Genomic DNA, 25,688 nt, shown 5'->3' with positions numbered 1-25,688 from the left:
TTCCTACGGACGCGAAGGACCGGTGCGGCCCTTCCGACGGGCTCGCCACGTCCGACGCGTCCGCCCCCTCCGGGCCCGCCGTGCTCGTGCCCGGCAAGGCCGTGCCGCGCGGCCGGTTCCCGCATGTGCGGCGGGCCGGCGACTTCGTCTACGTCTCGGGCACCAGCGCCCGGCGGCCGGACGGCGGCATCGTGGGCGCGAGCTCCGACGCGCTCGGCACCGCCAGCCTGGACATCCGCGCACAGACCCGCGCCGTCATCGGGAACATCGCCGACCTGCTGCACGCGGTGGGCGGCTCGCTGCGGGACGTCGTCAACGTCTCCGCCTATCTGGTCAGCATGAACGACTTCGGCGGCTACAACGAGGTGTACGCCGAGCACTTCGACGAGACGGGCCCGGCCCGCACCACCGTCGCCGTGCACCAGCTGCCGCATCCCCATCTGCTCATCGAGATCGCCTGCGTGGCGTATGTGCCGCGCGGTGCGTCCGACTCCCCCTTGGAGCGTGTGCGATGACCCTGCCCCGGATGACCAACGGACAGCCGTTCCACTTCCAGCGCTGGATCGAGGAGCACCGCGAGCTGCTGAAGCCGCCGGTGGGCAACATCCAGCTGTGGGAGGACGCCGGCCTGATGGTGACGATCGTCGGCGGGCCCAACCAGCGCACCGACTTCCACGACGACCCGATCGAGGAGTTCTTCTACCAGATCAGCGGCGCCATGGTGCTGCGCGTCATGGAGGAGGAGGGCCGGCCCCCGGTGGACGTACGGATCGGCGAGGGCGAGGTCTTCCTGCTGCCGCCGCATGTGCGGCACTCCCCGCAGCGGCCCGAGCCGGGCAGCATCGGCATGGTCGTCGAGTACGCGCGTGCGGTCGGGCAGCGCGACGGCGTGGAGTGGTACTGCACCGAGTGCCACCGCCTCGTCCACCGGGCCGAGTTGCAGCTGGAGTCGATCGTGCGGGACCTGCCGCCCGTCTTCGACGCCTTCTACGACGGCGACCGGATCTGCCCGCACTGCGGCGCCGTCCACCCGGGGCGCACCTGGCCCGAGGCGCTGCGGCCGGACACCGCGCCCCGCACCGGGCCGGACGCCTGACGCACGGCCCGGCCCCTCCGGCCCGCGGCCCACCCCGTACGCACCCCGCGTACGCCCCTTTGTACGCGCGCCGCCGCGTACACCACTTCGCACGGAGCACCGACTTGTCTGTCATCGACGTCCATACGCACGTCTTCCCGAGAATCTCCCGCGCCGAGGCCCGGCTGCTGGCCGGCGCCGGCGAACCGTGGCTGCGCGAACACGGCGACGGCACCGGCATGATGATGAGCGGCGACGACGCCTACCGCCCCGTCCACGACGCCCTGTGGGACGCCGAGCGCCGGGTGGCCGCCATGGACGCGCACGGCGTCGACGTCCAGGCCGTCTCCTCCACCCCGCTGCTGTTCGGCTACGGGGCGGCGCCCGAGGCGGCGGCCGAGTGGTGCGAGCTGGTCAACTCCCGCATCCTGGAGCACTGCGCGCAGGCGCCCGGCCGGCTGCTGCCGATCTGCCAGGTGCCGCTCCAGGACCCGGAGGCCGCCTGCCGGATCGCCTCCGACGCGGCGGCGGCGGGCCACCGCGGGGTGCACCTCGGCAACCACATCGGGCCGCGCGACCTCGACGACGAGGGCGTGCTGGCCTTCCTGCGGCACTGCGACTCCCTCGGGCTGCCCGTCCTCGTCCACCCCTGGGACATGCTGGGCGGGGAGCGGATGACGCACCACATGCTGCCCTGGCTGGTGGGCATGCCCGCCGAGACGCAGCTGTCCGTCCTCGGGATGATCCTCTCCGGCGCCTTCGAGCGGCTGCCCGACTCGTTGCGGCTGTGCTTCTGCCACGGCGGCGGCAGCTTCGCCTTCCTGCTCGGCCGGGCCGACAACGCCTGGCACAACCGGGACCTGGTGCGGGCCGACTCCCCGCATCCGCCCTCGGCGTATGTGCGCCGCTTCCATGTGGACTCCGCCGTCTTCGATCCGCGCGCCCTGCGGCTGCTGGTCGATGTGATGGGCGCCGATCGGGTCATGCTGGGCTCCGACTTCCCCTTCCCGCTGGGCGAGCAGCGGCCCGGCACGGTGATCCGCGAGTGCCCCGGACTGGACGACGCCGAGCGGGAGTTGCTGCTCGGCGGCAACGCCGCACGCTTCTTCGCCCGCGGACAGGAGGACTGAGATGGCGGAACGTGCCCGCACCCGGGTGGCCGTGCTCGGCTCCGGCAACATCGGCACCGACCTGATGATCAAGGTGCTGCGCACCTCGGACGTGCTGGAGATGGCCGCGCTGGCCGGTATCGACCCCGGCTCGGACGGCCTCGCCCGCGCCAGCAGGCTCGGCGTGCCGACGACGCACCGGGGCGTCGAGGGGCTGCTGGAGCTGGACGGCTTCGCGGACGTCGGCCTCGTCTTCGACGCCACCTCGGCCGGCGCGCACCGGCGCCACGCCGAGGTGCTGCTGCCGCACGGCGTCCGGCTGGTGGACCTGACCCCGGCGGCGCTGGGCCCCTACGTCGTGCCGCCGGTCAATCTGGAGGAGCATCTGGCGGCGCCGGACCTGAACATGGTCACCTGCGGCGGTCAGGCCACGGTGCCGGTGGTCGCGGCCGTCTCCCGGGTGACTCCCGTCCGGTACGCGGAGATCGTCGCCTCCCTCTCCTCCCGCTCGGCCGGCCCCGGCACCCGCGCCAACATCGACGAGTTCACCGAGACGACCCGGCGCGCCCTGGAGGAGGTGGGCGGCGCCGCCGCTGCCAAGGCCGTCATCGTCCTCAACCCGGCCGAGCCCCCGCTGCTGATGCGGGACACCGTGCACTGCGTCGTGGGCCCGGAGGCCGACGGCGGGGCCGTGTGCGCCGCGGTGGAGCACGCCGTGGCGGAGGTGGCCGCGTATGTGCCCGGCTACCGGCTCAAGCAGGAGGTGCAGCTGCGCGCCCTGCCCGCCGGCGATCCGACGGCCGCACTCGGCGGCGGCAGCGGGAGCGCCCGACTCGTCTCCGTCTTCCTGGAGGTGGAGGGCGCGGCCCACTATCTGCCCGCCTACGCCGGCAACCTCGACATCATGACGTCCGCCGCGCTGCGGGTCGCGGAAAGGCTGGCCACACGATGACGAAGCAGACGACAGGACAGACGACGGAGCAGACGGCGCAGCGGACGCAACCGGCCCAGGGGACGCACCGTGCCGGGGAGCCCGGCCCGCGGCTGTTCCTCCAGGACGTCACCCTGCGCGACGGCATGCACGCCATCCGGCACCGCTACACGACGGATCAGGTGCGCGCGATCGCCGGTGCGCTGGACGCCGCCGGGGTCGACGCGATCGAGGTGACGCACGGCGACGGGCTGGCCGGCTCGGGCGTCACCTACGGCGTGGGCGCGCACCCGGACGAGGAGTGGATCGCCGCGGCGGCCGAGGTCGTCACCCGGGCCCGGCTCACCACGCTGCTGCTGCCGGGCATCGGCACCGTCGCCGAGCTGCGCCGCGCCCACGCGCTGGGGGTGCGTTCGGTGCGCGTGGCCACGCACTGCACCGAGGCGGACATCGCGGCCCAGCACATCGGCGCGGCCCGGGAGCTGGGCATGGACGTGGCCGGGTTCCTGATGATGTCCCACATGGCCGCGCCGGCCGAACTGGCCCGCCAGGCACGGCTGATGGAGTCCTACGGCGCGCACTGCGTGTACATCACCGACTCCGGCGGGCGGCTGACCATGGACGGCGTCCGCGAGCGGGTGCGCGCCTACCGGGACGCGCTGGACCCGGCCACGGAGATCGGCATCCACGCGCACCACAACCTGGGGCTGGGCGTGGCCGATTCGGTGGTGGCGGTCGAGCACGGGGTCACCCGCGTCGACGCGTCGCTGGCCGGGATGGGCGCGGGCGCGGGCAACTGCCCGCTGGAGGCGTTCGCCGCCGTCGCCGACCTGATGGGGTGGCGGCATGGCGCCGACACCTTCCGGCTCATGGACGCCGCCGACGACCTGGTCCGCCCGTTGCAGAGCAGGCCGGTACGCGTCGACCGGGAGACGCTGACGCTGGGCTACGCGGGCGTGTACTCCAGCTTCCTGCGGCACGCCGAGGACGTGGCCGAGCGGTACGGGCTGCGGCCCCGCGAGCTGCTGATGGAGGCCGGCCGGCGCGGCATGGTGGGCGGCCAGGAGGACATGCTCACCGACATCGCGCTCGATCTGCGGGCCGCGCGGGACAGTTGACGCCGGTGCCGGTGCCGGGCGGACGGTCTGCTCGGCCCGGACGGGGCCGTGCGCTCGATCGCCGCCCGGGACCCGGGCCGCGCCTCGAAGACGGCCCGCTGGGGGCGGGGCGCCCGCTGTGCGACGCGGGCGGAGACGTGCGACGTGCTGGAGCGGACGAGCGCCGCCGTGCGGCGGCGGTACGCCTCGTGGGACGAGTTCCCGGCCGTCTGCGTCATGGGCCGCTGTCCGCACTTCGACGAGGAGCGGTTCGGCGACCGGTACACCACGGTGCCGGCGGCCCACCGGGCGCTGACCGACGCGTCCGACAGCCCGGGGAACACCGTCCCGTTCCGGCTGCCGGGCTGACGCTCACCCCGCCGGATCGCGCGGCGCGGGCGTGCGGGTGCCGCGCGAACGGGGCGCCGGCGCGAGGTTGCGCTCCAGCAGCCGGGTGGACTCCGCCACACCGGCCGCTCCCGCTTCCGGCGCCGGCAGCCGGCCGTCGGCGGCCTTCAGCGCCCGCAGCGCCGCCTCGATCGCCTCGTGCGCGGCGAACAGACAGGGGGTGCTGTAGATCGCCATGTCGACGCCGAGCCCGGCCAGTTCGGGCAGCGACAGCTGCGGGGACCTGCCGCCGGCGATCTGGTTGAACAGCAGGGGCGTCGCCCCGGCAGCGCGGCGGATCCGCCGCAGCGTCTGCACCCCGGGCACCCCGTCCACCAGGACGACGTCGGCGCCGCTGCCGGCCAGCGCCTCGGCCCGGCGCAGCATCTCGGCCTCGTCCACCGCGTCGGTCCTGGCGACGACGAGCAGGTCCTTCCGGCTCTCCAGCACCCGGCGCAGCTTGTCGAGGTACTCCGGCAGCGGCAGGATCTCCTTGCCGTCGGCGTGCCCGCACCGCCGTGGCCTGCGCTGGTCCTCCAGTACGACGCCGGAGGCCCCGGCGCGTTCCATGCGCCGCACCACGTGGCAGGCCACCTCGGTGTCGGCGTACCCGTCGTCGATGTCCACCAGCAGGTGGTGGCCGGGGAACGCGGGCCGCAGCCGCTCGACGAACGCGACCATGTCGGGCCAGGCGACGAAGCCGATGTCGGGCAGTCCGTAGTACGAGGCGGCGAAGCCGAAGCCCGAGACGAACAGCCCGTCGTCGTGGCGTGCCGCCAGCGAGGCGGAGTACATGTCGTGGATGCCGATCAGCGGTGTCGTCCCCGGCTCCGCGATCGCCTCGCGCAGCCTGCGTCCGTACTCCATCGCACCTCCCGGAACCGGCGGCAGCGGCCGGTCACCGCTCCCTGCCGTTGGAGGGGCAAGCTTCGCAGGGCGCCCGAGACCCCGACAAAACGCGCTCCCTCACAGGCGTGAGGCGCGTACGCCGGGGTCTGTCGGGCGAGGGACCTCGGGCAGGTGTGTCGGACGAGGCGCTTCGGACGGGTGCGTCGGGCAGGCGGGCGGGCAGGCGCGTCGCCGGGCGCAGCCCGGGAGCACGCTCAGTCGAGGACGGCGGCGACGGCCTCGATCTCGACCAGTTGGTCGTCGTATCCGAGCACGGTGACGCCCATCAGGGTGCTGGGCACGTCGTGCGCGCCGAGGGCGTCGCGGTAGACCTCCCAGGCCGCGACGAGATCCGCCTGGCGGTCCGAGGCGACCAGGACGCGGGTGCTGATCAGGTCCTGGAGCCCGGCGCCCGCCTCGGCGAGTGCGGTGCGCAGGTTCTCGACGGCGCGGGCGGCCTGCCCGGCGTAGTCGCCGACGGCGACGGTCGCGCCGTGTTCGTCCAACGGGCAGGCGCCCGCGAGGAAGACGAGCCGGGCCCCGGCGGGAGCGGTCGCCGCGTAGGCGTACTCGGCGACGTCGCTCAGCGAGCGGGAGCGGATCAGGGTCACGGCGCCGGCCATGGATCACCTCGGTTCGTGGAACACACGGATCGGTCAACTCCTGGCCATGGTCTCACCGTGTGCAAACCCTTTTCCGCCGCACGCCGCGCCCTCCCTCGGCGGCGGGGGCGCCCGGGCCGTACGCTCCCGGTCCGTGCGGCGGCCCGGGAACGTACGGCCCCCACAGGAGGAGCCGAGGGGGGCTCAGGTGCCCAACGCGCGCAGTTCGGCGTCGAGTCGGGTGCGGTAGAAGTCCATGAAGCCGTCCGGGTCGGGGCCGGCGTTCATCAGGACGAGGCGGTCGAAGCCGGCGTCGGCGAACGGCCGGGCGACCTCCACGAAGCGGCCCGGGTCGTCGCCGCAGGCGAACCGCCCCCGGATGTCCTCCTCGCGGACCGTCGCCGTCGCCGCCTCGAAGTTGACCGGGTTGGGCAGCTCGCTCATCACCTTCCAGCCGCTGAGCGCCCACCGGAAGTAGGTGTGCGCGTTGCGCACGGCGTCGGCCTCGTCCGGTGCCCACGCCATCGGGACCTCGGCGTACCGGGGCCCGCTGCCGCCCGCCGCCCGGTAGTGGTGCACCAGCTGCGGCTTCTCCTCGGTCGCGAACAGCCCGTCGCCCAGCTCCGCCGCGAGCCGTGCCGCCTCGGGGCCGCCCGCGGCGACGGCGATGGGCGGCAGCCGGTCCGGCAGATCGAACACCCGGGCGTCCTCCAGCCGCAGATAACGGCCCTCGTAGGAGCGGTAGCCCCCGCTCCACAGCAGCCGGATGATCTCCAGCGCCTCGCGCAGCATCGCGTGCCGCTCGCGCACCGCGGGCCAGCCGGGCGCGATCACATGCTCGTTGAGCCGCTCGCCGGAGCCGACACCGAAGACGAACCGGCCGTCCGAGACGAGCTGGAGCGTGGCGGCGGCCTGGGCCACGATCGCGGGGTGGTAGCGCATGATCGGGCAGGTCACGCCGGTGACCAGCTCGATGCGCGAGGTCTTCGCCGCGATCGCGCCGAGCACCGTCCAGGTGAAGGCCGAGTGCCCCTGCTCGTCCAGCCACGGGTGGTAGTGGTCGCTGATCTCCACGAAGTCGAACCCGGCGGCCTCGGCGGCCACCGCCTGCCGGATCAGTTCGCCCGGCCCGTACTGCTCGGTTGCCAGCTTGTAGCCGATCTGCATCTCTGCCTCGCCTTTCGCTCGCGGACCCCCCTCGGGTTTCCCGGCATGCCCTTGCACACTTCCCCCGCCGGCCCGGCTTCGCGGGCTGTGCGCGGCAGACGGGTGGGTGGAGGGGGCCGCAGGGTGGGTGGGGGGATGCGCAGGGTGGGTGGAGGGAGCCGGGGGGCCGGGCGGAGGGAGCCCCAGCGGCCCCCGGGGTGTGAGGGAGCGAATGCTGGGAACCGCCGGATACCGGACATCCGTCGGCGCGTCCGCCCGGGCGCGCACGGTGGTGCGGACGGCAGGCCCCGGGCGCGCCCGGGGCCGAAGGTGGTGGAGCAGGGATGGAGCGGATCGGCGGAGCGTCTGTCCTGGTGACCGGTGGGTCGCGCGGTCTCGGGCTGCTGCTGGCCCGGCAGTGCGTGGAGCGCGGCTGTGCGGTGACGATCGTGGCCCGTGACGAGGCCGAACTGGACCGGGCCGTGGCCCTGCTGCGCCGCCGGGCGCGGGCGCACGGTGCCCCGGACTCCTCGGTCTCCTCGCGGGTGTGCGACGTCCGGGACCGCACCGCCGTACGGGACCTGATGGCGCGCACGGCGGAGGAGCGGCAGGGCCTGGACGTGGTGCTGGCGAACGCCGGGATCATCCAGGTCGGGCCGGCCGAGGCGGCGGGCACGGAGGCGTTCCGTGCGGCGATGGAGACGATGTTCTTCGGCGCGCTGCACACCGCCATGGAGGCGCTGCCGCATCTGCGGCGCAGCCCCGTCGGCGGCCGGCTGGGGCTGATCGGCTCGGTGGGCGGGCTGCTGCCCGTCCCGCATCTGCTGCCGTACTCGTGCGCCAAGGCGGCGATCGCGGCGCTCGCCGACGGGCTGCGTGCCGAGGAGAGCGAGCACGGGGTCGGCGTCACCGCGATCCACCCGGGGCTGATGCGGACCGGTTCGCACCTCCAGGCCGAGTTCGCCGGCGACGCCGGACGCGAGTACGCCTGGTTCTCCACCCTGGCCGGGCTGCCGCTGCTGTCGATGGACGCCCGGCGCGCCGCCGAGCGCATCGTCGACGCGGTGGACCGGGGCAGGCCCCGGCTGATCCTCACGCCCGCCGCCCGGCTGGGCGCCACCGCCTACGGGCTGGCGCCCTCGCTGGTCACCCGCGCGAACGCGCTGGTGGGACGGCTGATGCCGGCGGCGGGGAGGGAGACGGCCGGCACCGTGCAGGGCCGCCGGGTCGCGGCACGCGACGACGGGCGGGCCCGCTGGCAGGCCACGGTGAGCGCGCTCAACGACCGGGCGGCCGAGCAGCTCAACGAGACCGACGGGCACGAGGCGCACCGCCCCACGACCCGCCGCCCCTGACGGCCCCGCACCGGGCGCACCGCCGGTGGCAGCGGCGCGGAGCCGGACACCCGACGAACGGAGGACCCGATGAGGGCCGTGACCTGGCAAGGCAAGCGGGACGTCCGCGTGGAGACCGTCCCCGATCCGGAGCTGAAGGAGCCCGACGACGCGCTGGTCCGCATCACCTCGACCGGCGTGTGCGGCTCCGACCTGCATCTGTACGAGGTGCTGGGCCCGTTCATGGAGCCGGGCGACGTGCTCGGGCACGAGCCGATGGGTGTCGTCGAGGAGGTCGGGTCCGAGGTGACGTCGCTCGCGCCCGGCGACCGTGTGGTGATGCCCTTCAACATCTCCTGCGGCACCTGCTGGATGTGCGAGCGCGGCCTCCAGTCGCAGTGCGAGACGACCCAGAACACCCGCCAGGGCACGGGCGGTTCGCTGTTCGGCTACAGCAAGCTGTACGGGCAGGTGCCCGGCGGGCAGGCGGAGTTCCTGCGGGTCCCGTTCGCCGACACGCTGCCCGTCAAGGTGGACCACGGGCCGCCGGACGAGCGGTTCGTCTACCTCTCCGACGTCCTGCCGACGGCCTGGCAGGCGGTGGCCTACGCGGACATCCCCCGGGGCGGCAGCGTCACCGTCCTCGGGCTCGGGCCGATCGGCGACATGGCGGCCCGGATCGCCCTGCACCGGGGCGCCGAACTCGTCGTCGGCGTCGATCTGGTGCCCGAGCGGCTGGAGCGTGCCCGACAGCGCGGGGTGCACACCCTGGACCTGCGGGAGACCCGGGATCTCGGGGCCGCCGTACGGGAGTTGACCGACGGCCGGGGCACGGACTCCGCCATCGACGCGGTCGGCATGGAGGCACACGGGGCGCCCGTCGCCAAGGCGGCACAGCAGGCGGTCGGTGTGCTGCCCGACGCGATGGCCGAGAAGCTGATGCGGAACGCGGGCGTGGACCGGCTGAGCGCGCTGCACGCGGCCTTCGACGTGGTGCGCCGCGGCGGCACCGTCTCCGTTTCCGGCGTCTACGGCGGCTCCCTCGACCCGCTGCCGCTGATGACGATGTTCGACAAGCAGATCCAGCTGCGCATGGGCCAGGCCAATGTGCGCCGCTGGGTCGACGACATCCTGCCGCTGCTGACCGACGAGGACCCGCTGGGGGTCGACGACTTCGCCACGCACACCCTCGCGCTGGAACACGCGCCGGAGGTGTACGGCACGTTCCAGCGCAAGGAGGACGGGATGGTGAAGACGCTGCTCAAGCCCTCTGCCGGCTGACCCCGCCCGGCCCGGCGGCCGTCAGCTCCAACGGGCCAGCAGGGCACCGCAGTAGCTGTCCACTCCCTGGTACGGGGCGGGCGGCGGCGACGGGTGGATCGCCGAGACGAGCACCGGCAGCCGGGGGTTGTGTTCCCGCAGCGGGATCCAGGCGGCGACGTGCGCCTGCTGCCGGTCGGTGCCGGGGCGGCCGGCGCCGCCGACGTCGTGCCGCATCCGCCAGGCACGGCCGTGCCGTTCGACCACGTGCCCGGTGAACGTGGCCGCGACCGCGCGCAGATCGTCCCGGGTGAAGACCGGCGGCAGGCCCGGCGTGCGGTGGTACAGGTGCAGGAAGTCCAGGTCGATGAGGGCGTGGGTGACGTCCTCGGGGACGGTGACCGGCGCGTACAGCGGCCGGTACAGCGAACCGTCTCCCTCCGGCGACCCGGTGGGCGACCAGCCGTTGTACACCCGGCCGAAGCCCGGCCAGTACGGCCACACCGCCACGTCGCCCGCGAGGCCCCCGTCGCCCGTCTCCCCGGCACCGCGCGCACCGCCGACCCGGCGCAGATCCCCGCGCAGCGCCCGCGCCATGGCGGCGGCGCGCTCGGCGTGCTCCTCGTCCCCGGTGAGGACGGCCAGATGCACCAGGGTGCGGGCCACGGCGAGGAACTCGTTGGTGGGCAGCTCGGCGCCGGCGAAGGAGACGGGTTCCTCCCGCAGCCACCGGTAGCAGCCCCGGCCGCCGGAGACCGCCGTCCACTGGTACTCGTGTGCCCGTACGGCGCGGAGCACGGCGTCCAGACAGCCCTCCAGCCGGGCGTGCACCTCGCGGGGCACCGCGGCGGGCCGCTCCCGTGCGAGCCGGACGAGGCCCGCCATGGGGTAGGTGATCATCCCGGTCTGTGCGGCGAGCGCCACCCGGGCCGGCTCGACGGGGTAGGTGCCGGGGCGCACTTCGCGTATCCCCGCGGCACCGTCCGGCGCGGGCACCAGCCGGGCGGTGACGGCGGTGCGCTGGTCGTGTGCCGCGTAGACGACCCGGTCGGCCCGGCGCTCGTCGTGCGGGTCGAGGGCGAGTCCCTCGACGGAGAAGGGCGCCCGGCCCTGCCCGGTCACCGCGAGCGAGAACCGGCCCTCGCCCTGCGGCTCCACCGTCACCTCGGCCTGCACGGCACGCGGCGGGCAGACGGTGACCTCCAACGCCGGGTTGCCGTCCGTGTCCTCGATCCGGGCGGTGGCCGCGGTGAACTTGCCGGCCGTGCTCCACACCGGGCCGCTGACCCCGCGGTGGTCGGCCACGCCGCGGACCTCGTCGCGGGCGGCCAGCACCCCGTCGACGAGTTCGGCGAGCCGGCGCGCATAGGCGGGGTCGCCGGTCCGTTCGGCCATCAGCAGATACCCCTGCATCCGCCAGGAGGCGCCCCAGCCGATCACGCCTGCCTCGTTGTCGCCCGGGACGCCCGGGCCCGAGACACCGGTGAGGCCGCTTTCGACCCGGTGGAAGCTGCGGACGCCGGTGCGGTGCAGCCGCGAGCGGAAGGGCAGGACGCGGCCGGGCCAGGGGCGCGGCGCGGGCCGCGTCCGGGCGCGGCCGCGGGGAGGGGACGCCGCTGTCGTCGGGGGTGCCGAGGGCTGAGTTGCGCACATACCGCGAGTAAAACCCACATGACGGACAGATGCCGTGGGATGTTGCGCCACCCAGTCGTCGGGCCCCGCACGACGCGGCACGCGCCGTACGGACCGGTTGCAGCCGGGCCCGCGGCCGGGGAAGCGCACCCTGCGTGACCGCCGGCCCGGCGCCGTCGTCCCGGCCGGTGAGCCACGCCGGCAGCGCGGCGCGCTCCCCCGAGACGACGGGCCCCGGCCCCTCGCCGCCGAAGCGCGCCGGTTCGGCGCCCGCGGCGTCCCGCGGCGGGCGGGCGGGCGCCTCCGGGTGCAGGTCGAACGAGGCGCGGGTGGGCGGTATTCCGTGCAGCGGAGGCACGGGGTGCGGGGGCGGCGAGGGGTGCGGAGGTTCCGTCAACGTGCGGGCTCCCCGGGCGCGTCAGGCTCGGCGTGCACCGCCGCCGGGGCCTCGCGCAGATCCTGGACACGGCGGAACTTGCCGACCGACCGCTCGATCGTGCCAGGCGCCACCACCCGGGTCCGCACCGAGACCCCCACCTCCTCCTTGACGGCCCGCATCAGCGCCGCACCGGCCGCCTCCCGCTCGTGCGCCGGCACCCCGGCGCGTGCCTCGACGACGATCCGCAGCCCGTCCATCCGCCCCTGCCGGACCAGCTGGAGCCGGAAGTGCGGGGCGAGCGCGGGTGTGCGCAGCACGAGCTGTTCGATCCGGCTGGGGAAGACGTTGACGCCGCGCACGATGAGCAGGTCGTCGCTGCGCCCGGTGATCCGCTCGATACGGCGGAACGCGGGCCTGGCCGTCCCCGGCAGCAGCCGCGTCAGATCCCGGGTGCGGTAGCGGATCACCGGCAGCGCCTGCTTCGTCAGCGTGGTGAGCACCAACTCCCCCGCTGCGTCCGGCGCTTCACCGGACGCCGCACCGTCCGGCGCGCCGACGATCTCCGGGTAGACGTGGTCCTCCCACACGTGCAGCCCGTCCTTGCTCTCGACGCACTCCTGGGCGACGCCCGGGCCCATGACCTCGGAGAGCCCGTAGATGTCCAGGGCGTGCAGGGCGAACCGCTCCTCGATCTCCCGGCGCATCTCCTCGCTCCACGGCTCGGCACCGAAGATGCCCACCCGGAGCGAGGTACGGCGCGGGTCGATGCCCTGGCGCTCGAACTCGTCGAGCAGCGTGAGCATGTAGGTGGGCGTCACCAGGATGACGTCCGGCCGGAAGTCCTGGATGAGCTGCACCTGGCGGGCCGTCATCCCGCCCGAGGCGGGGACGACGGTGCAGCCGGCCCGCTCGGCGCCGTAGTGCGCGCCCAGCCCGCCGGTGAACAGCCCGTAGCCGTACGCCACATGCACCAGATCTCCCGGCCTGCCGCCGGCCGCGCGGATGCTGCGGGCGACCATCTCCGCCCAGGAGTCCAGATCGGCGTCCGTGTAGCCGACGACGGTCGGCCGGCCCGTGGAACCGCTGGAGGCGTGGATCCTGCGCACCCGCTCCCGTGGGACGCCGAACATCCCGAACGGGTAGCTCTCGCGCAGGTCGTCCTTCGTCGTGAAGGGGAACCGCGCCAGGTCCTCCAGGGTGCGGCAGTCCTCGGGGTGCACCCCGGCCTCGTCGAACTTCCGGCGGTAGAGCGGGACATCCTCGTACGCGTGCCGCAGGGTGGCCCTGAGCCGGGTGAGCTGGAGCGCACGCAGTTCGTCGGTGCTCATCCGCTCGGCCGCGTCCCGCAGCGCGGCGGGCAGCGGCTCGCCGAGCTCCCGGGGGCGCCGAGGCCGCCGGGGCCGCCGGGGGCCGAGGGAGCCCGGCACTGCCGCGGCGCTCACGCCGGGACCTCCGCCGCCCCGTGGGGACCACCGCTCCGGACGGCGGACCCCACCCGCGCCGCCGCCCCGCCGGCCTGCACGTACCGTCGCACCGCACGCTCCCTCCGCCGGTAGCGCGCGGGCCGGGCCGCACCCGCCCCGCGCCGACCGATCATTCGGTCCCGCGTCAGTTACGCAGCCCCGCTTCCCGGCTGTCAAGACACCTGCACAGCACCGCCGTCGGGCACCCGGCGCGCCGCACCGGCGGCGTCCCGGGCCGGACGGACGGCCCGGCCCGGAACCGGCCCCACTCCCCGGCCCCGGAGCGGCCCGGCTCGGCCCGCTGTCGGACTTCGGCGCGGCGCGGCTCAGGACCTCGGCCCGGCCCGGCTCCGGACTTCGGGCGACCCGGCACCGGACTTCGGAACGGCCCGGCCGACGCGGAGGCCGGGCCCGCTCACAGCCCGCCGTACGCGGCCAGATAGGCGTGCAGCAGACCCCCGCCCTCCAGCAGGGCCGCGGTGCGGCGGGTCAGCTCGGCGCGCCGGCGGGCGAGGGCGGCGCGGAGGGCCTCGGTGCCGCCGGAGGCACGCAGTTCGTCCAGCACGGGGCGGATCTGCGGCAGCGGATAGCCGCTCAGCCGCAGCATCCGGATCACCCGCGCGTCCCGCACCTCGGCCGCCCCGTAGCGGCGATGCCCCGTCACCGGCTCCCTGGGCGGGCGGATCAGCCCCGCGGCCTCCCACACCCGCAGCGCCGAACCGCGCACCCCCAGCACGGCGGCCACCTCACCGATCCGCAGGCTTCCGCGCACCGGACGCCGCTCCCCCTCCCCCTCCCCGGACTGCTCGGTGAGGGCGGCGAGTGCGGCGCCGGTCTCCTCCAACGCCTCCCGCTCGGCGTGCAGTCCGGCGTGCCCGGCGTCGACGAGGGCGAGCGCGGCGGGCACGTCCCCGGTGTGCACGGCGTGCATGATCCGCCGGGCGGCGACGACGCCGTGCCCGCGTGCCAGCGCACGGTGGACGAGCAGCGCCTCCCGGTGCCGTGGCCCGAACCGCCGGTATCCGGCCGGGGTGCGCTCGGCCGGTGGCAGCACGCCCATGTCCGCGTAGTTGCGCACCTGCTGGGTCGACAGCCCCGCCGCCCGGGCCAGATCGACGGACCGCAGCACACCGTCCCCGGCGGTGCCGGTCTCTGCCACCTGCTCCTCCTCGGTCGGTTCAGCGGTCGGCTCAGCGGTCGGATCAGCAGTCGGATCAGTGGTCGCCTCCACGGGCGCCCGGGCGGACCCGTCCGCGCGCCCTCCCCGGACGAGAGGGCCCCAGGCTACGCAGCGGCGGCGGCTTGCGCGGGTGTGCCCCGGTCACGGAGGGTGCGGGTGCATCCCGACGAAAGCGAGTGACAGCCCATGCACCAGTGGCCCACCACCGAGGCCGAGGCCCGCGCCGAGCAGGAACGCCTGCGCGCCGCGGCCGACCACGGGTCGCCCGGCCCGGCGGTCGGCGAGATCGCCACCGTGGCCGGGGTCGACGTGGCCTACGGCGACGACGGCACCCTGGCCGCCGCCGCGGTCGTGCTGGACGCGGACAGCCTCGCCGTGCTGGAGGAGTCCGTGCACGTGGGCCGCACGGACTTCCCCTACGTTCCCGGGCTGCTGGCCTTCCGTGAACTGCCGTCGGTGATGGCCGCGTTGGAGGGCCTCACCCGCACCCCCGACCTCGTCGTCTGCGACGGCTACGGGCGCGCGCACCCGCGCCGGGCCGGGCTCGCCGTCCACCTCGGTGTGCTGACCGGCATCCCCTGCTTCGGCGTGGCGAAGACCCCGTTCCTCTTCGACCACGAGCCGCCGGGCACCGCACGCGGCTCCTCCTCCCCGCTGACGATGCGGGACGGCTCCGGCACCGAGGAGGTGGGCCGCGCCCTGCGTACCCGGGACGGGGTCAAGCCCGTCTTCGTCTCCATCGGCAGCGGCATCGGCCTCGACAACGCCTGTGCGCACACGCTCCGGCTGACCCCGCGCTACCGCCAGCCGGAGACCACCCGCCGCGCGGACCACCTGGCCGGCGCACGCCTCGCCGCGCTCCGCCCGGCACCCGGCACGGGCGGCTGACGCCCGGCGGACGTCAGCCGCCCGTGCCGGGGTCAGCCTTCCGTGAGGGCGCCCGGGACCGCCTCCAGGGTCGCGGGGAGCTGCCGCGCGGTGATGCCGCCGCCCTGCGCCGTCTCGGCCGAGCCGCCACCGCGCCCCCGCAGCAGCCGCTTCACCAGCGTGGCGGCCGACCAACCGGCCTGCTGCGCGGCCTTGTTGAGCGTGACGACGAGCGCGGCCCGGTCCTCGCCGGAGCCGCCCTCGGCGCCGCCGGAGCCCGTGCTGCCGCCGATGGCCACCACCCCGGGCGCCCGCTGCGGCAGCCGGTCCCGGACGGCCAGGGCCAGGGTGCGGGCCTCGGCCGCACCGCCGTCCGCCGTGGCCGTGACCAGACGGACGCCGTGCGCCTCACGGGCCGCGGCGGCCAGTTCGGCGGCGCGGGCCTCCACGGCCTGGCGGCGCAGCTCGGCCGAGGCGCGGTCGGCGGCCTTGAGCCGGTCCAGCAACGTGCCGATCCGCTCGGGCAGTTCGGCACGGGGCGCCTGGAGCTGCTCGGCGATCCGGGAGACCAGGTCCCGCTCGCGCGCCAGATACGCGAAGCCCTCGATGCCGACGGCCGCCTCCAGCCGGCGCATCCCGGCGCCCACGGATCCCTCGGAGGTCAGCGCGATCACCCCGATCTGCGAGGCGTGCTCGACGTGGGTGCCGCCGCACAGCTCCCGCGACCAGGCGCCCCCGATCTCGACGACGCGCACCCGCTCCCCGTACGTCTCCCCGAACAGCGCCAGCGCGCCCTCCTCCTTGGCCTGCGCCAGCGGCATCCACCGCACACCGACGGGCAGATCGCGGCGGAGCGCCCGCGCCGCCGCCTCCTCGACCTCGGAGCGCACGGCCGGGCTCAGCGCCCCGCGCCAGGGGAAGTCCAGCCGCAGATGCCCCGGCCGGTTGTAGGAGCCGGACTGGAGCGCGGCGGGCCCGAGCACCTGCCGCAGCGCCGCGTGCAGCACATGCGTACCGGAGTGCGCCTGACGCGCGCCGAGCCGCCACTCGGGGTCGACGGCGGCCCGCACGGTCTCCCCGGGCGTCAGCTCGCCGGCGGTGATCCGCACCTGGTGGACGACGAGCCCGGGCAACGGCCGCTGCACATCGAGCACTTCGGCCTCGCCGGAGGCGGCCACGAGGTGCCCGGCGTCGCTCTCCTGCCCGCCGGACTCGGCGTAGAAGGGGGTGCGGTCCAGCACGACGGTGACGATCTCGCCCTCGCGGGCCAGGGGCAGCGCGGCGCCGGAGGGTCCGTGCACGGCCAGCACGGTGGAGTCGGTCGTCAGCTCGTCCCAGGCCCGCCAGTCGGTGGGCCCGTGCGCGTCCAGGACGGGACGGAAGGCGGCGGCGTCGGCCACTCCGCCGGACTTGCGGGCCCGTGCGTCGGCGCGGGCGCGCTCGCGCTGTGCGGTCATGAGCGCGGTGAAGCCCTCCCGGTCCACCTCGACGCCCTGTTCCGCCGCCATCTCCAGGGTCAGATCGAGCGGGAAGCCGTAGGTGTCGTGCAGCAGGAAGGCCCGCTCGCCGGGCAGGGTGCGCCCGCCGCGGGACTTGACCTCGCCGATGGCGGTGTCCAGCACGGTGGTGCCGGACCGCAGCGTCGCCCGGAACGCGTCCTCCTCGGCGTAGGCGAGCTGGGAGATCCGCTCGAAGTCGTCGGCCACCTCGGGGTATCCGGGCGCCATGCGGTCCCGTGCGACGGGCAGCAGTTCGGGCAGCGCCGGGTCCTCGTGGCCGAGCAGCCGCACGGCGCGCACGGCCCGGCGCAGGATGCGGCGCAGCACATAGCCGCGGCCCTCGTTGCCGGGCGCGGTGCCGTCGGCGAGCAGCATCAGCGCGGTGCGCACATGGTCGGCGACGACGCGCAGCCGGACGTCGGACGCGGCGTCGCGGCCGTACGGGGTGCCGGCGAGCGCGGCGGCGTGGTCGAGGACGGGCCGCATCTCGTCGGTCTCGTAGATGTTGTCGACGCCCTGGAGGAGGGCCGCCATCCGCTCCAGGCCCATGCCGGTGTCGATGTTGCGCCGGGGCAGCTCGCCCAGCACCGGATAGCCCGACTTGCCGGGTCCCTCGCCGCGTTCGTACTGCATGAAGACGAGGTTCCAGAACTCCATGAACCGGTCCTCGTCCACGTCGGGCCCGCCGTCCGGGCCGAACGCGGGGCCCCGGTCGTAGTACAGCTCGGAGCAGGGCCCGCAGGGTCCGGGCACGCCCATGGACCAGAAGTTGTCCTCGTCCCCGCGCCGCACGATGCGCGCGTCGGGGAGCCCGGCGACGCGCCGCCACAGGGCCGCCGCCTCGTCGTCGCCGTGGTGCACGGTGACCCAGATGCGGCCGGGGTCCAGCCCGTAACCGCCGTCGGCGACGGGCGTGACGGACAGCTCCCAGGCGAGCGCGACGGCCTCTTCCTTGAAGTAGTCGCCGAACGAGAAGTTGCCGTTCATCTGGAAGAACGAGCCGTGCCGGGTGGTCTTGCCGACCTCTTCGATGTCGAGGGTGCGCACACACTTCTGCACGCTGACGGCGCGCGGCCAGGGCGCCGTCGTCTCACCCGTCAGATACGGCTTGAAGGGCACCATGCCGGCGTTGACGAACAGCAGCGTCGGGTCCGGCGTCGGCAGCGGCGCCGAGGGCACGACGGTGTGCCCGCGCGCGGCGAAGTGGTCGAGGAAACGGCGGCGGATCTCGGCGGTGAGCAAGGCGTACTCCGGTACGGACGGGGGCGGCGGGCGGGGAGACACGGGCGGCGAGACGACGGGAAGGGAGTCGACGGGCAGGCGGCGGGGGCTCGGAGGGACGGCGGGGGCGGCGGGCCGGTGTCGGGGGCGGGCCGGGGAAGCTCGGCGGCGGGACGGGACGGCTCGGAGGACGGGACGGCTCGGGCGGCGGCCGGGCGCCCGCACGGCCACCGCACCACGCCGCCCGCACTCCCGCACGCCCGCACTCCCGCACGACGAACGGCGCGCGGCGGACCACGCGGGACCGGACGGCGCACGGCGGCGCGACCCGGCGCGCGGGTTCAGGCGGCGGCCGGTGCGGGCGCGCCGGGGGCGAGCGCCGCGCGCTCCAGGGGCGCCGACGGGTCGATGGACACCCCGGGCGGGACAGCGGGTGCCCCGGCCCGCACCAGCAGATCGCCGACGGCCGCGATCATGGCGCCGTTGTCGGTGCACAGCCGCATCGGCGGCACCCGCAGCGTCACACCCGCTGCGGCACACCGCTCCTCGGCGAGCGCGCGCACCCGCGAGTTGGCGGCCACTCCGCCGACAACCACCAGGGTGCCGACGCCGTGGGCGCGGCAGGCGTCCAGCGCCTTGCGCGTCAGCACGTCGGCGACCGCCTCCTGGAGCGAGGCGGCGGCGTCCGGCACGCTCCCGCCGGGGTGGCGCTCGGCCCAGCGGGCCGCCGCCGTCTTGAGCCCGGAGAAGGAGAAGGCGTACCGGTGCGCGGCGGGGGTCCGGGGGCCCGTCATCGGCCGGGGGAAGGCGAGGGCCCGCGGGTCACCGTCGCGGGCCGCACGGTCGATGGCCGGGCCCCCGGGGTAGGGGAGGCCGAGGACGCGCGCCACCTTGTCGAAGCACTCCCCCGCCGCGTCGTCCACGGTGTCGCCCAGGTGCACGATCGGCTCGCGCACCAGGTCCCGGACGAGCACCAGCGAGGTGTGACCGCCGGAGACGACCAGCACGACACAGGGGTCGGGCAGCGGCCCGTGCTCCAGGGTGTCGGCGGCGACGTGTCCGGCGAGGTGGTGCACGCCGTACAGCGGGACGTCCAGCGCGTAGGCGTAGCTCTTGGCCGCCGCGACGCCGACCTGGAGCGCCCCGGACAGCCCGGGCCCGGTCGTGACGGCGACGGCGCCGATGTCCTCGGGCGCCAGCCCGGCGTCGTCCAGGGCGGCCCGGACGACGGGGCCGAGTGCGTGCAGATGGGCCCGGGCGGCGATCTCGGGCACGACACCGCCGAACCGCGCGTGCTCGTCCATGCTCGACGCGAGCGCCTGGCCCAGCAGCCTGCCCTCGCGCACCAGCCCGGCGCCGGTCTCGTCGCACGAGGACTCGATGCCGAGCACGACGGGTGCCTTCGCTCCCATCGCTCACCTCTCCCACTCGCCGGCCTGCTCACTGCCTGCCCGCTTGCACTTGTTGCCCATATTTCGCAATTGCAGCCTACTAGCAGAAGGCCGGAAGCGGACCGGGGCGGCGGGATCCGCGCAACCGCCCGGCAGCCGGTCCCGGTGCTACTTTCAGGACGGACTTCGGGACGGACTTTCGGGATGGAATTTCCGGACGGGCTGGTACCGGGACGCACCGGGCAATCACCTCGGAGGCGAGCGATGGACAGCGAAACGGACACCGATGTCGTCGTCGTGGGCTCCGGTGCCGCCGGGCTGAGCGCGGCCCTGGTGGCCGCCGCGGCCGGGGCACGGGTGACCGTGCTGGAGGGCTCGGCACGCTGGGGCGGCGCCACCGCCGTCTCCGGCGGACAGGTGTGGGCGCCCGGCAACCACCACATGGCCGCGCTCGGCATCGAGGACAGCCACCAGGACGCCCTCGCCTACCTCAGCGGCCACACCCGGGGCCGCGAACCCCATCTCGCCGAGGCGTTCGTCCGCGCCGCGCCCGGCACCATCCGGCTCCTGGAGGAGCTGGCACCACTGGAGTTCCGCACCATCGACCTGCCCGACTCGTTCGCCGAGGCGCCCGGCGGCCGGGCGAACGGGCGGAACGTGGAGGTCGCCCCGGTGGAGCTGGCAGGCCTCGGCTCCCCGGAGGAGCTGTACTGGCCGCCGCCGTTCTTCCGGCCCGTCCTCACCAACGAGGAGATCGGCCGGCTGCGGCTGCTGACCGGGGGCACCCCGCCCGCCGAGCTGATCGCCGAACGCACCGCGGCCGGCCTGGTGGCGCTCGGCCAGGGTCTGGTCACCGGCCTGCTGCGCGGCTGCCTCGCGGCCGGGGTGACGCTGCTGCGCGACCACCGGGTGACCGGCCTCCTCCAGGACGGCGGGAGCGTCCCGGGCGACGGGCCGGGCGGGCCCGGCGGACCGGCCGGGGGCGACGGCCGGGTCACCGGCGTCCGGGCCGGGGGACGCACCTTCTCCGCCCGCCGCGGCGTCGTGCTGGCCTGCGGCGGCTTCGAACACGACCCGGCGCTCCGGGCCCGGCTGCTGGGCGGCCCCGAGGCGCACCCGGTCACCCCGCCCGTCGCGCGCGGGGACGCGCTGCGGCTGGCCGGCGCGGCGGGCGCGGCGCTCGCCCACCCCGCCGAGAGCTGGAGCTGGCCGGTGCTCCAACACCCGGGCGCCGCCTGGGCGGACGGCACGCCCCGCGCCGAACTCGTGCTGAGCGAACGGATGCTGCCGCACGTCATCTGGGTCAATTCGGCCGGGCGGCGGTTCGTGGACGAGTCGAGCCACAACGCGGCGCTCGCCTTCGCCGAGACGGACCCCACGACGGGCCGGCTGCGCAACGTCCCGGCCTGGGCGATCGCCGACGCACAGCACCGCGCCCGCTACCCGTTCGCCGGCGCCCGGCCCGGCGAGGAACTGCCGCCGCACGCCGTGGCCGCGGACACCCAGGCGGAGCTGGCCGAGCGGCTGGGGATCGACCCCGGCGGGCTGGCGGGCACCATCCAGCGGTTCAACGCCTACGCCGAGCGCGGCACGGACCCCGACTTCCAGCGCGGCTCGTCCCTCTACGACCGCTGCTCGGGGGACCCTCGGGCGCCGCATCCCAACCTCGGGACGGTCGCGGAGCCGCCGTTCGCCGCGGTGCCGGTGCTGCCCGGGCTCGTCGGGACGAAGGGCGGGCCGCGCACCGACGACCACGCCCGGGTGCTGCGCTGGACGGGCGAGCCGGTGCCGGGGCTGTTCGCCGCCGGCAACGCCACCGGGGCCGTCATCGGCCCGCCCATCGTCTCGCCCGGCGCTACGATCGGTTCGGCGCTGGTGTGGGGCCGCCTCGCGGGGGAGAACTCCGCGGGCTGAGCCGCGGTTCGGGCCCCGGCCCGGACGGCCCGGCCGTACACCTGCGCGAGATGCCCGGACGACCAGCGGAAACCGTGCTGCATCCGGGCGTACCGGCGCCGCCCGGCCGTCAAAGAGTCCAAGGTCACAGCGTGGGGCCGCTGCGACGGTGTGCGGTGCTCTCCTAATCTGCGGCCATGACGGTCCCGCCTGAACAAGGACTCTCCCTGGCCACGGACTTCCCCGACGCCACATACGCGCAGTGGCAGCAGCTCGTCGCGGGCGTCCTGCGCAAGTCGGGGAAGGAGCCGGACGACTCCGCGCCCGAATCGGCCCTGACCACCGCACTGTCCGACGGCATCACCGTACGCCCGCTCTACACCCGCGACGACGCCCCCGCCGGCACGCCCGGCCCGCTGCCCGGCAGCGGGCCCTTCACCCGGGCCGCGACGCCGGAGGGAAACGCCGCACACGGCTGGGACGTCCGCCAGCGCCACGCGCGGCCCGACGCCGCCGGCACCCGCGAGGCCGTGCTGGCCGACCTGGAGAACGGCGCCACCTCCGTCTGGCTGACGCTCGGCCAGGGCGGCCTTCCCGTGCGGGAGTTGGCGGCGGCGCTGGACGGTGTGTACCTGGATCTGGCGCCCGTCGTCCTGGACGCGGGAGACGCGTTCGAGGCGGCGGCGCGCGAACTGTTCGCGCTGCACGACGCGCTGGGCACGGCCGCTCCCCCGGCGGCCGGGAGCGCGCTGGGCGCCGACCCGCTCGGCTGGGCGGCGCGCACCGGCGAGCACGCGCGGGTGGCCGGACTGCGCGAGGCGGCGGCCCGGTTGGCCGGGGAGTGCGCCGGGACGAGACCGGGCGTACGGACCTATGTGGTGGACGCCCTCCCCTACCACGAGGCCGGCGCCTCCCCCGCACAGGAGCTGGGCTGCGCGCTGGCCACCGGCGTGGCCTATCTGCGGGATCTGACCGCGTCGGGATGGACGGTCGCGGCAGCCTGCGAGCAGCTGGAGTTCCGCTACGCGGCGGGGGCCGACCAGTTCACCACCGTCGCGGCCCTGCGCGCCGCGCGCCGGCTGTGGGCCCGGGTGGTGGAGGTCTGCGGCGGCCCGGAGAGCGCCGGGGCGCAGCGGCAGCACGCGGTGACCTCGCCGGTGATGCTGACCCGCCGCGACCCCTGGGTGAACATGCTGCGGACCACCGTGGCGACGCTCGCCGCCGGGGTGGGCGGCGCACAGGCGGTGACCGTGCTGCCCTTCGACCACGCGCTGGGCCTGCCCGACGCGTTCGCCCGACGGATCGCGCGCAACACCTCCGGCATCCTGCTGGAGGAGTCCCATCTGGGCGGGGTGATCGACCCCGCGGGCGGCTCCTGGTACGTGGAGTCGCTCACCGACGAGCTGGCCCGGGCCGCCTGGGCCTGGTTCCAGGAGATCGAGCGGGCGGGCGGCGCCGCTGCCGCGCTGCGCGACGGGCTGGTGGCCGAGCGGCTGGAGGAGAGCTGGGCGGCGCGGTCGGCCGCGCTGGCCCACCGCCGTGAACCGGTCACCGGCGTCAGCGAGTTCCCGCTGCTGGAGGAGGAGCTGCCGGTCCGTGAGCCGGCCCCGGCCCCGCCCTCGGGCGGTCTGCCGCGGGTGCGCCGGGACGAGGCGTTCGAGGCGCTGCGGGCCCGCTCCGACGCCCATCTGGCGGCGACCGGCTCCCGGCCGCGGGTGTTCCTCGCGGCGCTGGGCCCGGCGGCCGAACACACCGCGCGCGCGGCCTTCGTGGGCAATCTGCTGCGGGCCGGCGGCATCGAACCCGTACACGATCCGGTGACGGTGGAACCGGCCGACGCCGGCGAGGCGTTCACCCGCAGCGGGGCGAAGGCGGCATGCCTGTGCGGCGGCGACGAGCGGTACGGGCGGGAGGCCGCGGCCACGGCCGCCGCGCTGCGCGCCGCGGGTGCCCGGGAGGTCCTGCTGGCCGGGCGTCCGGCCGCCGACCGGGCCGAGGAGTACCGGGCGGCCGGCATCGGAACGTATCTCCACGCGGGGGGCGACGCGGTGGCCGTCCTCTCCGCCCTTCTCGACCTCCTGGAGGTGTCATGACCGGATCGTCCGCGGCGCAGCAGCCGGACGCCGTACCGGACTTCACGACCGTCCCGCTGGAGACCGGGGAGGGGCCGGCGGCCGCGCCGCCGGGGGCGGAGGAGCGCTGGCGCGCCGCCGTCAAGGAGCGCACGGGGCGCAGCGTCGAGGAGCTGGCCTGGCACACCCCCGAGGGCGTCACCGTCAAGCCGCTGTACACCGAGGCGGATCTGCGGGGGCTGGACTTCCTCGGTACCTATCCGGGCATCGCCCCGTATCTGCGCGGCCCGTACCCGACGATGTACGTCAACCAGCCCTGGACGGTGCGGCAGTACGCGGGCTTCTCCACCGCCGAGGAGTCCAACGCCTTCTACCGCCGCAACCTGGCGGCGGGCCAGAAGGGGCTGTCGGTCGCCTTCGACCTGCCCACGCACCGCGGCTACGACAGCGACCACCCCCGGGTGACGGGCGATGTCGGCATGGCGGGCGTGGCCATCGACTCGATCTACGACATGCGTCAGCTGTTCGACGGGATCCCGCTGGACCGGATGACGGTGTCGATGACGATGAACGGCGCCGTCCTGCCGGTGCTGGCGCTCTACATCGTCGCGGCGGAGGAGCAGGGCGTACCGCCCGAGAAGCTGGCGGGGACCATACAGAACGACATCCTCAAGGAGTTCATGGTCCGCAACACCTACATCTATCCGCCCCAGCCCTCGATGCGGATCATCTCCGACATCTTCGCGTACACCTCGCAGAAGATGCCGCGCTACAACTCCATCTCCATCTCGGGCTACCACATCCAGGAGGCCGGGGCCACGGCCGACCTGGAGCTGGCCTACACGCTGGCCGACGGCGTCGAGTACCTGCGCGCGGGCCTGGACGCGGGCATGGACGTGGACGCGTTCGCGCCCCGGCTGTCGTTCTTCTGGGCGATCGGCATGAACTTCTTCATGGAGGTCGCCAAGTTGCGCGCGGCGCGGCTGCTGTGGGCGAAGCTCGTCCGGCAGTTCGGCCCGCGGAACCCCAAGTCGCTGTCGCTGCGCACCCATTCGCAGACCTCCGGCTGGTCGCTGACCGCGCAGGACGTCTTCAACAACGTCACCCGTACGTGCGTCGAGGCGATGGCCGCCACGCAGGGCCACACGCAGTCGCTGCACACCAACGCGCTGGACGAGGCGCTCGCGCTGCCGACGGACTTCTCCGCGCGGATCGCCCGCAACACCCAGCTGCTGCTCCAGCAGGAGTCGGGCACCTGCCGGGTGATCGACCCGTGGGGCGGCAGCGCCTACGTCGAGCGGCTGACGCACGATCTGGCGGCCCGCGCCTGGCAGCACATCGAGGAGGTCGAGGCGGCCGGCGGCATGGCGAAGGCCATCGACGCGGGCATCCCGAAGCTGCGGGTCGAGGAGGCCGCGGCCCGCACCCAGGCCAGGATCGACTCGGGCCGCCAGCCGGTGATCGGCGTCAACAAGTACCGGGTGGACGACGACGAGCAGATCGAGGTCCTCAAGGTCGACAACTCCGCGGTCCGTGCCGCGCAGATCGACAAGCTGCGCCGGCTGCGCGCGGAGCGCGACGAGGCGACCTGCCGCGGCGCACTGGAGGCGCTGACGCGCGCGGCGGAGGCGGGTCCGGGCAGCGGTCCTGAGAACAATCTGCTGGCGCTGGCGGTGGACGCGGCACGGGCGAAGGCCACGGTGGGCGAGATCTCGGACGCCCTGGAGAAGGTGTTCGGGCGGCACGCGGGCCAGATCCGTACGATCTCCGGTGTGTACCGCGAGGAGGCAGGAGAGGCGTCGAGCGTGGCGCGTACCCGTGAACTGGTGGACGCCTTCGAGGAGGCGGAGGGCCGCCGCCCCCGGCTGCTGGTGGCCAAGATGGGCCAGGACGGCCACGACCGCGGCCAGAAGGTGATCGCCACGGCCTTCGCCGACCTCGGTTTCGACGTCGACGTCGGCCCGCTGTTCCAGACGCCGGCCGAGGTGGCCCGCCAGGCGGTCGAGGCGGATGTGCACGTGGTGGGCGTCTCCTCGCTGGCGGCCGGGCATCTGACGCTGGTCCCGGCGCTGCGCGAGGAGTTGGCGGCGGCCGGCCGCGACGACATCATGATCGTCGTGGGCGGGGTGATCCCGCCGGCCGATGTCCAGGCCCTGCACGAGGCGGGCGCCACCGCGGTCTTCCCGCCCGGCACGGTGATCCCGGACGCCGCCTACGACCTGGTCCGCGAGCTGGCGGTCTCGCTCGGTCACGAGTGGTGAG

Annotated in this window: 19 protein-coding genes and 1 pseudogene; 12 read left to right on the top strand and 8 right to left on the bottom strand. The window is 75.2% G+C overall.

From position 1 onward, the window contains the following. The first annotated feature begins 80 nt into the window (after positions 1-80). The 6 genes and pseudogenes from SCA03_RS00365 to SCA03_RS00340 all read left to right on the top strand — a co-directional run. Positions 81-515 carry a RidA family protein gene (locus tag SCA03_RS00365; protein WP_030890825.1) on the top strand — a complete coding sequence of 145 codons (435 nt, stop codon included), beginning with the start codon at positions 81-83 and terminating at the stop codon, positions 513-515. A gap of 11 nt (positions 516-526) precedes the next feature. Beyond that, positions 527-1,096, top strand: a complete 570-nt coding sequence (locus SCA03_RS00360; protein ID WP_086815338.1) for a 3-hydroxyanthranilate 3,4-dioxygenase — start codon at positions 527-529, stop codon at positions 1,094-1,096. Between the two features lie 104 nt (positions 1,097-1,200). Further along, positions 1,201-2,205, top strand: coding sequence for an amidohydrolase family protein (locus SCA03_RS00355; RefSeq protein WP_086815332.1), 1,005 nt, complete (start codon positions 1,201-1,203; stop codon positions 2,203-2,205). 1 nt (position 2,206) lies between these two features. Then, positions 2,207-3,136 (top strand): acetaldehyde dehydrogenase (acetylating), encoded by a 930-nt coding sequence (locus tag SCA03_RS00350; protein WP_086815333.1) that lies wholly within the window; start codon positions 2,207-2,209, stop codon positions 3,134-3,136. Further along, on the top strand, positions 3,133-4,233 hold the full coding sequence (gene dmpG, locus SCA03_RS00345) for a 4-hydroxy-2-oxovalerate aldolase (RefSeq protein WP_086815334.1): 1,101 nt from the start codon (positions 3,133-3,135) through the stop codon (positions 4,231-4,233). The genes SCA03_RS00350 and dmpG overlap by 4 nt, the downstream gene beginning before the upstream one ends. A gap of 24 nt (positions 4,234-4,257) precedes the next feature. Beyond that, positions 4,258-4,581 (top strand): annotated as a pseudogene (locus SCA03_RS00340) (DUF1266 domain-containing protein); the annotation flags it as partial. 3 nt (positions 4,582-4,584) lie between these two features. On the opposite strand, the gene SCA03_RS00335 reads toward SCA03_RS00340, so the two are convergent. From SCA03_RS00335 to SCA03_RS00325, 3 genes are all read right to left on the bottom strand, one after another. Then, a complete protein-coding gene (locus SCA03_RS00335) occupies positions 4,585-5,466 on the bottom strand; it encodes an isocitrate lyase/PEP mutase family protein (protein ID WP_086815335.1) in 882 nt (293 codons plus the stop codon). A 236-nt stretch (positions 5,467-5,702) separates the two neighbouring features. Continuing rightward, positions 5,703-6,110 (bottom strand): RidA family protein, encoded by a 408-nt coding sequence (locus SCA03_RS00330; RefSeq protein ID WP_030879148.1) that lies wholly within the window; start codon positions 6,108-6,110, stop codon positions 5,703-5,705. A 183-nt stretch (positions 6,111-6,293) separates the two neighbouring features. Continuing rightward, positions 6,294-7,256, bottom strand: coding sequence for a TIGR03557 family F420-dependent LLM class oxidoreductase (locus SCA03_RS00325; protein ID WP_030879151.1), 963 nt, complete (start codon positions 7,254-7,256; stop codon positions 6,294-6,296). A 323-nt stretch (positions 7,257-7,579) separates the two neighbouring features. On the opposite strand from SCA03_RS00325, the gene SCA03_RS00320 reads away from it, so the two are divergent. Together SCA03_RS00320 and SCA03_RS00315 are read left to right on the top strand one after the other, a co-directional pair. Then, positions 7,580-8,590 (top strand): SDR family NAD(P)-dependent oxidoreductase, encoded by a 1,011-nt coding sequence (locus SCA03_RS00320; protein ID WP_169729623.1) that lies wholly within the window; start codon positions 7,580-7,582, stop codon positions 8,588-8,590. 69 nt (positions 8,591-8,659) lie between these two features. Continuing rightward, positions 8,660-9,850, top strand: coding sequence for a zinc-dependent alcohol dehydrogenase (locus SCA03_RS00315; protein ID WP_030879154.1), 1,191 nt, complete (start codon positions 8,660-8,662; stop codon positions 9,848-9,850). A gap of 21 nt (positions 9,851-9,871) precedes the next feature. Here SCA03_RS00315 and SCA03_RS00310 read toward each other — a convergent pair whose 3' ends face one another. The 3 genes from SCA03_RS00310 to SCA03_RS00300 all read right to left on the bottom strand — a co-directional run bounded on the left by SCA03_RS00310 (position 9,872) and on the right by SCA03_RS00300 (position 14,462). After that, complete coding sequence (locus SCA03_RS00310) at positions 9,872-11,482, bottom strand: hypothetical protein (protein WP_141275149.1); 1,611 nt, start codon at positions 11,480-11,482, stop codon at positions 9,872-9,874. A 372-nt stretch (positions 11,483-11,854) separates the two neighbouring features. Further along, entirely contained in the window at positions 11,855-13,168 is a 1,314-nt protein-coding gene (gene paaK, locus SCA03_RS00305) for a phenylacetate--CoA ligase PaaK (RefSeq protein WP_086815141.1), read from the bottom strand. Between the two features lie 550 nt (positions 13,169-13,718). Next, complete coding sequence (locus SCA03_RS00300; protein WP_030879161.1) at positions 13,719-14,462, bottom strand: MerR family transcriptional regulator; 744 nt, start codon at positions 14,460-14,462, stop codon at positions 13,719-13,721. Positions 14,463-14,669: 207 nt separating this feature from the next. Here SCA03_RS00300 and SCA03_RS00295 point away from each other — a divergent pair, with 207 nt between their 5' ends. Then, positions 14,670-15,371, top strand: a complete 702-nt coding sequence (locus SCA03_RS00295) for an endonuclease V (protein ID WP_141275148.1) — start codon at positions 14,670-14,672, stop codon at positions 15,369-15,371. A 32-nt stretch (positions 15,372-15,403) separates the two neighbouring features. Here the strand turns inward: SCA03_RS00295 and alaS are convergent, their stop codons facing one another. Beyond that, a complete protein-coding gene (gene alaS, locus SCA03_RS00290) occupies positions 15,404-18,091 on the bottom strand; it encodes an alanine--tRNA ligase (RefSeq protein ID WP_141275147.1) in 2,688 nt (895 codons plus the stop codon). A 320-nt stretch (positions 18,092-18,411) separates the two neighbouring features. Next, positions 18,412-19,482: a tRNA (adenosine(37)-N6)-threonylcarbamoyltransferase complex transferase subunit TsaD gene (tsaD, locus tag SCA03_RS00285; protein ID WP_086814349.1), complete on the bottom strand. Its 1,071-nt coding sequence runs from the start codon at positions 19,480-19,482 to the stop codon at positions 18,412-18,414. Positions 19,483-19,725: 243 nt separating this feature from the next. Here tsaD and SCA03_RS00280 point away from each other — a divergent pair, with 243 nt between their 5' ends. From SCA03_RS00280 to scpA, 3 genes are all read left to right on the top strand, one after another. Then, the gene (locus SCA03_RS00280; RefSeq protein ID WP_158102242.1) at positions 19,726-21,375 is read left to right on the top strand and encodes an FAD-dependent oxidoreductase; all 1,650 of its coding nucleotides are present in this window, start codon (positions 19,726-19,728) and stop codon (positions 21,373-21,375) included. A gap of 176 nt (positions 21,376-21,551) precedes the next feature. Further along, positions 21,552-23,447 (top strand): methylmalonyl-CoA mutase family protein, encoded by a 1,896-nt coding sequence (locus SCA03_RS00275; RefSeq protein WP_030890870.1) that lies wholly within the window; start codon positions 21,552-21,554, stop codon positions 23,445-23,447. Then, complete coding sequence (gene scpA, locus SCA03_RS00270) at positions 23,444-25,687, top strand: methylmalonyl-CoA mutase (protein WP_086814353.1); 2,244 nt, start codon at positions 23,444-23,446, stop codon at positions 25,685-25,687. Before SCA03_RS00275 ends, scpA begins: the two co-directional genes overlap by 4 nt. Position 25,688: the final 1 nt, after the last annotated feature.

Source organism: Streptomyces cacaoi (assembly GCF_006539165.1).
GTDB classification, from domain to species: Bacteria; Actinomycetota; Actinomycetes; order Streptomycetales; family Streptomycetaceae; genus Streptomyces; species Streptomyces cacaoi.
This window is presented reverse-complemented; position numbering and strand designations above follow the sequence as displayed.